The following is a 12,337-nucleotide window of genomic DNA, read 5'->3' on the forward strand; positions in this document are numbered from 1 at the left end:
TAGGAGGAGCACCGTTGATCGAACTCGACGGGCACCGGTGGATCCAGGAACCGATGGGTGCTGACATGCAGCGCCTCTGGCGGGTCGACGAGGTGCTGGCCGAACGGGACACGGCGTACCAGCACGTCGTGATCGCCCGCACCGGCCAAGGGATCTCGCTGTTCTGCGACGACGACCGACAGAGCACGGAGTTCTCGCAGCTCGTCTACCACGAGGCGATGATGGTGCCGGCGTTCCTGCTCGCCGAGAAGATCGAGCGCGTGCTCATCATCGGCTCCAGCGAGGGCGTGGCGAGCCGCATGTCGGTGCAGGCCGGCGCCTCGCAGGTCGACCACGTCGACATCGACCAGGAGTGCGTGCGGCTGTGCGCCGAGACGCTGCCGTACGGCTACTCCGCGGACGAGCTCTCCCGCGCGGAGAGCGGTGACGGTCCGATCGCCGTGCACTACCAGGACGGGGAGACCTTCCTGCAGAAGGCTCCCCCGGAGGGCTACGACGTCGTCGTGCTGGACCTGCCGGACGAGCGGGCCGACGCCGGCGAGGCGCAGCACAACCGGCTGTACGGGCAGGACTTCGTGCAGCAGTGCCACACGGTCCTGTCGCCCGGGGGTGTCGCCGCGTTCCAGGCCGGCTCGCCGACCGTGTGGCGCAACACCACGCTCGTCCGCGCCTACAACCGCTTCCAGTCCGTGTTCGACACCACCGTGTACTTCGGCTCCGACGAGCACGAGTGGTCGTTCCTGTTCGGCCGCGGCGAATACGTGGACGACCCGACCAACCTGATGCTGGACAACTTCCCGATATCCGCCTACCGGCCGCGGACGATCGACGACGCCAGCATCATCGGGTGCACCGTGCCGCCGTACTCGGTGCGCAACCAGCAGGCTTGACCGGCGGGCACCGCCCGACGAGCACAACGCCGGACACGTCAGGGCCGGGTGGTCTCCGCGACCACCCGGCCCTGCGCGCAGTGACACCCCGTGCGCCCGGTAGCGACCCCGCGCACCGGGCGCCGGCTCAGGTCAGCAGCAGGTAGGGGTGCAGCCCCTCGGTGTCCTCCGGTACGAACCACTGGTCGATGGCCAACCCGCGGCCGCGCAACTCGTCCTCGACCTCCTCGGCGGGGCGCTCACCCGGTGCACCGGTGTCCTCGGCCGAGTCGAGCGAGCGGTCGATCTCGTAGAGCTCCTCGAACGAGCGGTTCGGCAGCGCCTGCTCCAGGAACGTGTCGAACAGCTGCGCCGCGACCTCCGCGCTGAGCAGCTCGGCGGCCTCGAGGGTCTCCCGGGCGGCGTCGACCATCAGTCGCACCCCCCAGCACTCGGCCACGGTGCGCGGCGGAACCCACTCGCGGGCGGTCAGCCGCGTGGCCACCGCCGCGGTGGACAGCAGCAGCGCCCGGGCGAACGTCGTCGTGTAGCGGAAGTCGTAGCACGGGGGCAGGTCGGTCAGGACGAGCAGGTCGTCCACGTCCGCGACCGACGCGCCCTGCAGCGCCAGGGTCAGTTCGTCCTGGTACAGCGCTTCGGTGACGAACGTGGCCGCGTGCACCAAGGCCCCGGCCGCCAGGCGGGCGCGCTGCTCCGACTCGTCGTCCTCCGGCGCGGCCACGAACGCGGTCAGGTCGAACGCGCGCAGCTGATCCGCCTGCGTACCGAGCACTTCGCGCCACTCGTCGCTGCCCAGCTCGGTGTCGTCCTCCGCCTCGGTGAGCGCCTGTTCGAGCGCGGCGAGCAGCTGCTCGTCGGGCTGGCCCTCGGACGTCTCCAACGCACCCCCGCCGTCTTCGGCACCCTCGGCGGCCGCCAGGCTGAGGTTGAACTCGTCCTCGGTGATCTGCACTTCGGAGTGGTCCACGGTCCAGGTCGTGAGCAGCTCGCTCTCCTGCAGCAACTGGTCCAGCACAGCGGCGGCGGCCTGCTCGGCGTCCGTCAGCGACGGCGCGTCCAGGGCCAGGACCACGCTCGCCCCGCTCGCGTGCACGGCGATGCGATAGTCCAGCACATCGATCTCGCCTTCGTCCTCGCCGGCGATGCCCTCGATCAGCGCCAGCTGGCGGTCCAGCACCGCCGCGACGCCTTCCTGCTGCAATGCGTCGAGCTCGGCCTCCCCGGGGGTCTTGAGCTCCGCGGTCACCGCGTAATCCACCGTGTCACGCCTCTCCATACGGGTTGCGGGAATGGTACGTCTCGCGGCGTCGGCGGGCCGGATCGCTCGGTCCCGCCGGCGCGTCTCGTGCCGATCATCCGCGCACGGTCGCGAGCAGCTGTGCGCGGGGTGCGCGGCCCGGGCGGTGCGGCCGCGCCGCCGTCCGCGATGATGAGGCCCGTGACGGATCTCGTGGTCTTCGGCAGTTGCAACATGGACTTGGTGGCGTCCGTGCCGCGGGCCCCGCACCGGGGCGAGACGGTACACGGGCACGAGTTCACCACCGTTCCCGGCGGCAAGGGCGCCAACCAGGTCCTCGCCGCCGCCAAGGCGGGGGCGCGGGCGCGGATGATCGGTGCGGTCGGCCGCGACGAGTTCGGTGAGCAGCTGCGCCGGACGTTGAGCACTTCCGCGGTGGACGTCGAGGGGCTGCGCACCGTCCCCGGCCGCAGCGGCACCGCGCACATCGTCGTCGACGACGAGGGCGCCAACTCCATCGTCGTCATCGGCGGTGCCAACGACGCGGTCGACGAGCTCGCAGAGGGGGACGAGGAGCGCATCGCCGGTTCCGACAGCCTGCTGTTGCAGCTGGAGATCCCGCTGGACGGTGTGGCGGCGGCGGCGCGCGCCGGGCGGCGCAACGGCGTGCGCGTGGTGCTCACGCCGGCGCCCGCGGCGGAACTGCCCGCCGAGATCCTGGCCAACGTCGATCTGCTCGTGCCGAACGAGCACGAAGCCGCCGTGCTGACCGGGCACGAGGAGCCGCGGCAGGCCCTGCCCACCCTGTTGGAGCGGGTGCCGGAGGTCGTCATCACGCTGGGGTCGGAAGGCGCGTTGTACGGCAGCCGCGGCGGTGAGCAGGTGCACGTTCCGAGCTACCCGGTCGACGCGGTGGACACCACCGCCGCCGGTGACACGTTCGTCGGCGTGCTGTGCCTGGCCCTGGGCGAAGGCCGCTCGGTGCCGGAGTCGCTGCGCTGGGCTTCCGCCGGGGCGGCCGTGTCGGTGGGGCGGCGCGGAGCGAGCAGTTCCATGCCCGACCGCGCGGAGATCCTCGATTTCCTCGGCGAATGACAGCTGTGCTGAACGACCGCTGCGCTGTTCGTCCGCCTTGCTCGGTTCGGCACTGCTCCGTCCGGGGGTGATTGCTCACCGCCGCACGGCTGCGCCCCGCACCGGGGAGTGCGGTGCTTCCGTCACCGCTGCTGGCGCGGTAGGTTGCCGGGTGCCGGCGGTGGTGCCGTGGGGGCACGTCCGCGGTTTCACCCGGCCCGCTGCGCGGCGGAATGGGGAGGTGGCAGACCGGGATTTCGGGGGTTCGTGCACATTCGCCGAATTGGGCGGCGGCGCAATGCTGCCCTTTCGGCGGGCGGCGTTTCCAACTGCCGCGGTGGCGGGCGCGACCGCTGACCAGCGGTTTCGGGAACTTGCGCGCGCACGCGCTCGGTACGGGCTCGTGCGCGTTACGTGAGTTTCCGCGCCGCCGAGCACGGGAAACTCCTGTCGTCGACTACTCCGGTATTGTGTATGCTGAAGACGGCGAAAGCACATTGCGACGTGGGTCTGTTCTGGAAACTGGTGTGCCGATGGTCACCGGTCGGTCCGGTGGGGCGTTTTCGGGGTGCTCGGGCAGCGTTGCGGCCCCGGTATTGGAGAACACGGCCCGCTGCGCGAATCTTCGCGGAGTAAAGAGACAACGGCATCGGCCGCGTGCTACAACGTGGCAGAGGTTCGCAGCAGTCCCGCCACGGCGCGAGTCCGGCGGGGTACGTTCCCAAGACAGGTGATCATGGCCGAACGCATTCAGGTCGAACTCGTCGATGACCTCGACGGCTCGACAGCTCAGTACACCGTCACCTTCGCGCTGGACGGTGTCACTTACGAAATTGACCTGAACGAACGCCATGCCCGCGAGCTGAGAGCGCTGCTCGATCACTACGTCCGGCGAGCGCGAATTCCGCAGCCCGCGAAGTCGCGGCAGAAAGAACAGGAAGAGCACCGCTCCCGCAAGGTCAACCGCGATCTCACCGACCAGATCCGCGGCGCGGCCCAGCGCACGAAGGAGCGCCTCAGCAAGGAAGCCGCGCACGACGCCGACGCCGGCGCCGGAGCCGCCGAGCAGGAAGAGGTCATCTCGGAGGAACCGCTGGACATCAGCGGGACGGCCGCACCGTCCGCGCGGGACGACGAGCCTGCGACCGGTGAGCCGGCCGCTGCGAACGGCACGGGCTCCGACGCGGAACCCGACGAAGCCGAATCCGACGAAGCGGAACCCGACTCGCGCGTTCCCGCCGTGGTGATGCCGCAGTTCTCCTCGGCCGAGTGACCGCGCGGCAGCAAGGCGATGAGCGAGAGCCCGCTACTGCAGTGCACGGATCTCCGCGTGCGCTTCCGCGCGGACGACGGTGACGCGGACGCGGTCAACGGCATCGGATTCCACCTGGACCGGGGGGAGGTCCTCGCGGTCGTCGGCGAGTCCGGTTCGGGCAAGAGCGTCACCGCCCTGTCCGCCCTCGGACTGCTCCCGCAGAACGCTGAGGTCCGCGGCAGTCTCGCCCTGGGCGGCACCGAGCTGGTCGGGCAGGACGAGGCCGAACTGCGCCGCCTGCGGGGACGTCGGATCGCGATGGTCTTCCAAGAGCCGATGACCTCGCTGAACCCGGTTTTCACCATCGGTTGGCAGCTCGTCGAGACCGTGCGACTGCACGACGAGGACGGTGCCGGCCGAGCGCGGGAACGCGCCGCGGAACTGCTGGGACTCGTCGGCATCCCGGAGCCCCGGAGGAGGTTGCGGTACTACCCGCACCAGCTCTCCGGCGGGCAGCGGCAACGCGTCGTGCTCGCTTTGGCGCTCGCGTGCCGACCGCAGGTGCTCGTCGCCGATGAGCCGACGACCGCGTTGGACGTGACGGCGCAGGCCGACATCCTGGCGCTGCTGCGGGACCTGCGCGAGCGGTTCGGCATGTCGGTGCTGCTCATCACGCACGACATGGGCGTGGTCGCGGACCTCGCCGACCGGGTCCTCGTGATGCGGCACGGGGAGGTCGTGGAACAGGCTCCCGTGCGCGAGCTGTTCCGCGAACCGCGGCACGACTACACCGCCCGGTTGCTCGCGGCGGTGCCCAGCCTGCGAGTGGAGGACACCGGCGCGGACGGCCGACCGAGCCGGGACCAGCCGGTGTTGCAGATCTCGGACCTGAGTGTCGATTATGGTTCCCGCCGCGTCGTCGACCGGGTGTCGCTGCGCATCGACCGGGCGGAGGTGCTCGGTCTGGTGGGCGAGTCCGGGTCGGGCAAATCCACGATCGGGCGATGCGCGGCACGGTTGATCCGTCCGTCAGCGGGAGCGGTGGAGCTGCTCGGGCAGGACGTCACTCGCCTGCCGCAGCGCGCGTTGCGGCGGTGGCGAGGGCACATCGGTGTGGTGTTCCAGGATCCCGGTTCGTCCCTGGATCCCCGGCGCACCGTCGGCGACAGCATTGCTGAGCCGCTTCGGGTGCACCGCAGGGGCGAGCGCGGGGCGCGTGCGCGGCGCGTGGCCGAACTGCTGGATGCGGTCGAACTCGGCGAGGGCACTGAGCGGCGGTATCCGCACGAACTGTCCGGCGGTCAGCGGCAGCGTGTGAGCATCGCCCGGGCACTGGCGCTGGAGCCGGAACTGCTGATCGCCGATGAACCCACCAGCGCCCTGGACGTGTCCGTGCAGGACGCGGTGCTGGGCCTGCTCCAGCGGTTGCAGCAGGAACACGGGTTCGGGTGCCTGTTCATCAGCCACGACCTCGCCGTGATCAACCGGCTGGCCGATCGCGTGGCGGTCCTGCGGGCGGGTGAGCTCGTGGAGTGCGCCGGGCGGAAACAGGTGCTCGCGCAGCCGACGCACCCCCACACGCGGCAACTGCTGGCAGCGGCCCCGGTCGCGGACCCGGACGCGCAGCAGGCTCGGCAGGTGGTGCTCGGCTGAAGCCCGTGCGCGCCGGAACCGCGCACGGGCCGGTCGTCATTCGCCGGCGCGGTGCCGGCGGTTGCTGCGGCCGCGGGAACCGGCCGATGCGGCGCTGTGCGCCGACGTGGAACCGGTCGCAGTGGTCTGGTCCTCGCTGCGCGCACGGCTGTTCGCCGCTTTTCCGCTCCGCTTGCTCCCGGTACGCGCCGCGTGCGCAGTCGAGTCGGTGTCCTCGGACGTCGCTTCCGCGGCGGCGTGGCGCTTGGCCGCTTCGGCGAGCTCCGCGGCGAAGGCGGGAGGTGAGCTCACGTCCCAGTCCGTCGTCTCCGGGTCCATGACCGTCTGCTGCAGTTCGGCGTAGATCGGCGTCGCGTTCATCGTCCCCCGTCCTGACGCGTGCCTCGTGCACTTGCATCGTCCGTCGCTGGAGCCGAGCTCCGACGGGACTTTCCGCCAGGTTATCGGCACTGCGTCCGCGAGACTGGAGGGCGGTGCGTCCGGGATCACCCGACCGTGGCTCGCTCGTGCGGGCGGTGCCGACTTCGCCGGTGAGTCGTGCCCCGCCATCTGACCTGGTGTTTCGCGTGTGGTGGGGGGGTGGGTGCGCGAGGAGGGGTGGGATGGGTGTAGATTGTCCTGCGTCGGCGACGACGGGCCGATTCCGGGTTCTCTTGATTCCGAGGGTGCACTGCGGGGCCGGTCCGGTGTTGTCGGGTGTTGTTTGTTAGAGTGGAATACCTGAGCTTGCTGCTGCTGCTGCGGTGTGGGTGCTGCTGTTGGTGTGATGGTGGCGTTCTGCTGCGGGCCCCCGTTGTGGGGGTGGTTGGTGGTGGCTTGTTAGGGTTGTGTGGTGCCGCCGCGGGGTTGTGGTGGCGTGTTCTTTGAGAACTCGACAGCGGATGTTTGTGTCCACGCGTGTGCGTGGCCCTTGTTTTTTTGCTGGGATTTGTTGTTGGAGAGTTTGATCCTGGCTCAGGACGAACGCTAGCGGCGCGCTTGACACATGCAAGTCGAGCGAGGTGTCTCTTTCGGGAGATAACCGAGCGGCGAACGGGTGAGTAACACGTGAGTAATCTACTCTGGACTCGGGGATAACCCTGGGAAACCGGGGCTAATACCGGATAGCCGTCTTCTCGGGCATCCGGGGGGACGGAAAGGTGCCGTGCTGTGAGGTGCGGTGCCCGGTCCGGAATGGGCTCGCGGCCCATCAGCTGGTTGGTGGGGTCAGGGCCTACCAAGGCGACGACGGGTAGCCGGCCTGAGAGGGTGATCGGCCACACTGGGACTGAGACACGGCCCAGACTCCTACGGGAGGCAGCAGTGGGGAATCTTGCGCAATGGGCGAAAGCCTGACGCAGCGACGCCGCGTGGGGGAGGACGGCCTTCGGGTTGTAAACCTCTTTCAGCCCTGACAAAGGTGATGGTAGGGGCAGAAGAAGCGCCGGCTAACTACGTGCCAGCAGCCGCGGTAATACGTAGGGCGCGAGCGTTGTCCGGAGTTACTGGGCGTAAAGGGCTCGTAGGCGGTGTGTCGCGTCGGCCGTGAAATCCTGCGGCTCAACCGCGGACGGGCGGCCGATACGGGCACACTTGAGGGCGGTAGAGGCAAGCGGAATTCCCGGTGTAGCGGTGAAATGCGCAGATATCGGGAGGAACACCGACGGCGAAGGCAGCTTGCTGGGCCGTGCCTGACGCTGAGGAGCGAAAGCGTGGGGAGCGAACAGGATTAGATACCCTGGTAGTCCACGCCGTAAACGTTGGGCGCTAGGTGTGGGGACCGTCGTGGTTTCCGTGCCACAGCTAACGCGTTAAGCGCCCCGCCTGGGGAGTACGGCCGCAAGGCTAAAACTCAAAGGAATTGACGGGGGCCCGAACAAGCGGCGGAGCATGTGGATTAATTCGATGCAACGCGAAGAACCTTACCTGGGTTTGACATCCATCGGATCGCCTCAGAGATGGGGTTTCCCTTGGGGCCGGTGGACAGGTGGTGCATGGCTGTCGTCAGCTCGTGTCGTGAGATGTTGGGTTAAGTCCCGCAACGAGCGCAACCCTTGTCCCGTGTTACCAGCAATGTGGTTGGGGACTCACGGGAGACTGCCGAGGTAACTCGGAGGAAGGTGGGGACGACGTCAAGTCATCATGCCCCTGATGCCCAGGGCTTCACACATGCTACAATGGCCGGTACAGAGGGTGGCGATCCCGCAAGGGTGGGCGAATCTCGCAAAGCCGGTCGTAGTTCGGATCGGGGTCTGCAACTCGACCCCGTGAAGGCGGAGTCGCTAGTAATCGCAGATCAGCAACGTTGCGGTGAATACGTTCCCGGGCCTTGTACACACTGCCCGTCACGTCATGAAAGTCGGTAACACCCGAAGCCCATGGCCCAACCGGATGCGTCCGGCAGGAGTGGTCGAAGGTGGGACTGGCGATTGGGACGAAGTCGTAACAAGGTAGCCGTACCGGAAGGTGCGGCTGGATCACCTCCTTTCTAAGGAGAAGCCCGCGAGTGTTTCGGGGAGTGTCCTCGGAGCGTGTGGTGTGGGTTTCGTGTTGGTTTTGTGGTGTTTTGGGGTTCGTGCGCGTGGTGGCACAGGCATTCGCTGTCGGGTTGTGAGGGAACACGGCCCGGCTGGGGTGGTGTTTCTGGGTGTTTGAGAAGTGGATAGTGGGTGTGAACATCCTGTCGTGGTGTTGTTGGTTGTGGTCCTTCGTGGTGGTAAGTTGTGAAGGGCGTACGGTGGATGCCTTGGCACCAGGAGTTGTTGAAGGACGTGGGTGGCTGCGATAAGCCTGGGTGAGTTGCCGACCGAGCTGTGATCCCAGGGTGTCCGAACGGGTGAACCTGGCCGGAGTGTTGTCCGGTCGCTGCTGTCTGAATGTATAGGGCAGTGGGTGGTAACGCGGGGAACTGAAACATCTCAGTACCTGCAGGAGGAGAAAGCAAGAGCGATTCCCTGAGTAGTGGCGAGCGGAAGGGGAAGAGGCTAAACCGGGTGCGTGGGAGAGTCGGCAGGCGTTGCGTGTCCGGGGTTGTTGGGACGGCTTGTTCCGGGGCTGCCGCTCCGGGGGATGGAAGCGTGGCTAGCCGAAGGCGTTGGAAGGCGCTGGCGGAGTGGGTGAGACCCCCGTAGGTGAAAGTTGTCGTGGAAGTCTGGGTTGTTCCCGAGTAGCACGGTGCCCGTGGAATTCCGTGTGAATCTGCCAGGCCCACCTGGTAAGCCTAAATACTCCCTGGTGACCGATAGTGGATCAGTACCGTGAGGGAATGGTGAAAAGTACCCCGGGAGGGGAGTGAAAGAGTTCCTGAAACCGTGCGCCTACAAGCCGTCAGAGCACCTGCGGGGTGTGATGGCGTGCCTTTTGAAGAATGAGCCTGCGAGTTAGTGGTGCGTGGCGAGGTTAACCCGTGTGTGGGGTAGCCGCAGCGAAAGCGAGTCTGCAGAGGGCGGTGGAGTCGCGTGCTCTGGACCCGAAACCGAGTGATCTTCCCGTGGTCAGGGTGAAGCCCGGGTAATACCGGGTGGAGGCCCGAACCTACCAGGGTTGCAAACCTGGAGGATGAGCTGCGGGCAGGGGTGAAAGGCCAATCAAACTCGGTGATAGCTGGTTCTCCCCGAAATGCATTTAGGTGCAGCGTTGCGTGGTTCCTGGGTGGGGTAGTGCGCTGGTTGGTCGAGGGGCCCGGTGGGTTACCGAGATCAGCTAAACGGTGAATACGCCTGGGTTTGAGCGTGGCAGTGAGTCTGTGGGGGAAAAGCTCCATGGTCGAGAGGGAAACAGCCCAGATCGTCGGCTAAGGCCCCGAAGTGTGTGCTGAGTGGGAAAGGATGTGGGGTCGCTGGGACAGCCAGGAGGTTGGCTTAGAAGCAGCCATCCTTGAAAGAGTGCGTAATAGCTCACTGGTTAAGCGACTTTGCGCCGAAAATTCAGCGGGGCTGGAAAGCACACCGCCGAAGCCGCGACAAGCAGCCCCCTGGTGGGGGGTTGTTTGGGTAGGGGAGCGTTCCGGTGACGGTGAAGCATGCCGGGTAACCGGGTGTGGAGGAGCCGGAAGTGAGAATGCAGGCATGAGTAGTGTTTGAGGAGTGAGAATCTCCTCCGCCGGATGGCCAAGGGTTCCAGGGGAAGGTTGATCCGCCCTGGGTGAGTCGGATCCTAAGGCGAGGCCGACAGGCGTAGTCGAAGGGCAACGGGTTGATAGTCCCGTACCTGCCGGCGCTGATCCGCCCGGCATCGTGGTGGTGGTGTCATCGTTCGTGCGGCGTGTGGCCTTTGGGCTGCGCGTCGTGGCGGGCCGTGGCGCCGCGCTGGGTGTGCGGGCCCGCGATGGGGGGACGCAGAAGGGTAGTCCAGCCCGGCCGGTGGTTGTGCCGGGGTAAGGGTGTAGGGCGGTGTACAGGCAAATCCGTGCACCGGGTGCCTGAGACCTGATGCCGAGCCTGAGTGGCGAAGTGGGTGAGCCCATGCTGTCTCGAAAAGCCTCTAGCGGACGCGTCGGTGGTCCGTACCCGAAACCGACACTGGTGGCCAGGTAGAGTATACCGAGGCGAGCGAGCGAACCGTGGTTAAGGAATTCGGCAAATTGTCCCCGTAACTTCGGGAGATGGGGAGCCGGTTGGCGTGTACGCCCGTGGCGGCGGAAGCGCGGGCCGGCCGCAGTGACGAGGCCTGATCGACTGTTTACTAAAAACACAGGTCCATGCGAAGCGTGGTTGCGAAGTATATGGACTGACGCCTGCCCGGTGCCGGAACGTTAAGGGGAGGGGTGAGCCCCCTGTGGGGGGCGAGGCTCTGAACCGAAGCGCCGGTAAACGGCGGTGGTAACTATAACCATCCTAAGGTAGCGAAATTCCTTGTCGGGTAAGTTCCGACCCGCACGAATGGCGTAACGAATCGGGCGCTGTCTCGACCACGGACTCGACGAAATTGCACGACGAGTTAAGATGCTCGTTTCGCGCGGCAGGACGGAAAGACCCCGGGACCTTTACTGCAGCTTGGCATTGGTGTGTGGTGCGGCTTGTGTAGGATAGGTGGGAGACGGTGATGCGGGCACGCCAGTGTGCGCGGAGTCGTTGGTGAAATACCACTCTGGCCGTTCCGGGCATCTAACCTAGGTCCGTGATCCGGATTGGGGACAGTGCCTGGTGGGTAGTTTAACTGGGGCGGTTGCCTCCCAAAGAGTAACGGAGGCGCACAAAGGTCCCCTCAGCTTGGTTGGGAATCAGGTGGTGAGTGCAAGGGCACAAGGGGGCTTGACTGTGAGACTGACGGGTCGAGCAGGTGCGAAAGCAGGTCTTAGTGATCCGGCACTTCCAGGTGGCTGGGGTGTCGCTCAACGGATAAAAGGTACCCCGGGGATAACAGGCTAATCATGCCCGAGAGTCCGTATCGACGGCATGGTTTGGCACCTCGATGTCGGCTCGTCGCATCCTGGGGCTGTAGTGGGTCCCAAGGGTTGGGCTGTTCGCCCATTAAAGCGGCACGCGAGCTGGGTTTAGAACGTCGTGAGACAGTTCGGTCCCTATCCGCCGCGCGCGGAGGACACTTGCGAGGAGCTGTCCCTAGTACGAGAGGACCGGGACGGACGGACCTCTGGTGTGCCAGTTGTCCCGCCAGGGGCACGGCTGGTTAGCTACGTTCGGTACGGATAACCGCTGAAAGCATCTAAGCGGGAAGCCAGCCTCAAGATGAGGTGTCCCGCCCCATGTGGGTTAAGGCCTCCAGGAGATGACTGGGTGGATAGGCCGGTGGTGCACGCTCGGTAACGAGTTCAGCCGACCGGTACTAAACGGCCGAGCGGCTTACCCCCTCTTGTGAGGGCACAATCCTCGAGCATCACGGACACGACGCGCCAGTATTGCTGGTGGTGGGGTGTTCACACCTGCTGATCGGCTTCTCAACCACCCACCCCCCACCCCGGTGCGGGTGTGAGGGGTTTGTGAGTTGTCGGTGGCCATAGCGGGAGGGGTAGGCCCGGATCCCATACCGAACCCGGTAGCGAAGTCTCCCAGCGCTGATGGTACTGCACCCGGTGGGGTGTGGGAGAGTAAGTCGCCGCCGACACACACCCACAAAAGGAGGAAGAGCGGGGCACGGGGTGACCACATCCCCCTGCCCCGCTCTTCCCATTTCACACCCCCCGCGGCGGCGAACCGCCCGCGGCGACGGGGGCATGCCCCTGCATGCCGTACCCCAGCAGCACGGCCAGCGCTGGCCGCTCCGGTACACGACACGCCGGCACCCGGCGCT

General features: G+C 66.6%; 6 protein-coding genes and 3 rRNA genes. 7 read left to right on the forward strand and 2 right to left on the reverse strand.

Translation table 11 applies throughout. The features are described 5' to 3' along the window. The first annotated feature begins 14 nt into the window (after positions 1–14). Positions 15–890: a spermidine synthase gene (locus tag ACVGV2_RS05020; RefSeq protein ID WP_459164880.1), complete on the forward strand. Its 876-nt coding sequence runs from the start codon at positions 15–17 to the stop codon at positions 888–890. Between the two features lie 127 nt (positions 891–1,017). On the opposite strand, the gene ACVGV2_RS05025 is transcribed toward ACVGV2_RS05020, so the two are convergent. Next, complete coding sequence (locus tag ACVGV2_RS05025) at positions 1,018–2,166, reverse strand: hypothetical protein (RefSeq protein ID WP_459164881.1); 1,149 nt, start codon at positions 2,164–2,166, stop codon at positions 1,018–1,020. Between the two features lie 153 nt (positions 2,167–2,319). Here ACVGV2_RS05025 and rbsK point away from each other — a divergent pair, with 153 nt between their 5' ends. The 3 genes from rbsK (at position 2,320) to ACVGV2_RS05040 (ending at position 6,109) form a co-directional block, all read left to right on the forward strand. Next, positions 2,320–3,222, forward strand: coding sequence for a ribokinase (rbsK, locus tag ACVGV2_RS05030; protein WP_459164882.1), 903 nt, complete (start codon positions 2,320–2,322; stop codon positions 3,220–3,222). A 646-nt stretch (positions 3,223–3,868) separates the two neighbouring features. Beyond that, the gene (locus ACVGV2_RS05035) at positions 3,869–4,474 is read left to right on the forward strand and encodes an Lsr2 dimerization domain-containing protein (RefSeq protein WP_459164883.1); all 606 of its coding nucleotides are present in this window, start codon (positions 3,869–3,871) and stop codon (positions 4,472–4,474) included. Between the two features lie 18 nt (positions 4,475–4,492). Next, the gene (locus ACVGV2_RS05040; RefSeq protein ID WP_459164884.1) at positions 4,493–6,109 is read left to right on the forward strand and encodes a dipeptide ABC transporter ATP-binding protein; all 1,617 of its coding nucleotides are present in this window, start codon (positions 4,493–4,495) and stop codon (positions 6,107–6,109) included. 36 nt (positions 6,110–6,145) lie between these two features. On the opposite strand, the gene ACVGV2_RS05045 is transcribed toward ACVGV2_RS05040, so the two are convergent. After that, positions 6,146–6,469 (reverse strand): hypothetical protein, encoded by a 324-nt coding sequence (locus ACVGV2_RS05045; RefSeq protein ID WP_459164885.1) that lies wholly within the window; start codon positions 6,467–6,469, stop codon positions 6,146–6,148. A 571-nt stretch (positions 6,470–7,040) separates the two neighbouring features. On the opposite strand from ACVGV2_RS05045, the gene ACVGV2_RS05050 reads away from it, so the two are divergent. The 3 genes from ACVGV2_RS05050 to rrf all read left to right on the forward strand — a co-directional run bounded on the left by ACVGV2_RS05050 (position 7,041) and on the right by rrf (position 12,151). Beyond that, positions 7,041–8,576: ribosomal RNA gene (locus tag ACVGV2_RS05050) — 16S ribosomal RNA — on the forward strand. 226 nt (positions 8,577–8,802) lie between these two features. Next, positions 8,803–11,897: ribosomal RNA gene (locus tag ACVGV2_RS05055) — 23S ribosomal RNA — on the forward strand. Positions 11,898–12,033: 136 nt separating this feature from the next. After that, a 5S ribosomal RNA gene (gene rrf / locus ACVGV2_RS05060) occupies positions 12,034–12,151 on the forward strand. The 16S, 23S and 5S rRNA genes sit together here, the layout of an rRNA operon. Positions 12,152–12,337: the final 186 nt, after the last annotated feature.

The organism is Bounagaea algeriensis (genome assembly GCF_054491375.1).

Bases quoted from the DNA above. Each gene is read 5' to 3' on its own strand.
- ACVGV2_RS05040 (WP_459164884.1), top strand. From the start codon at position 4,493: ATGAGCGAGAGCCCGCTACTGCAGTGCACGGATCTCCGCGTGCGCTTC.
- ACVGV2_RS05045 (WP_459164885.1), bottom strand. From the start codon at position 6,469: ATGAACGCGACGCCGATCTACGCCGAACTGCAGCAGACGGTCATGGAC.
- ACVGV2_RS05025 (WP_459164881.1), bottom strand. From the start codon at position 2,166: ATGGAGAGGCGTGACACGGTGGATTACGCGGTGACCGCGGAGCTCAAG.
- rbsK (WP_459164882.1), top strand. From the start codon at position 2,320: ATGAGGCCCGTGACGGATCTCGTGGTCTTCGGCAGTTGCAACATGGAC.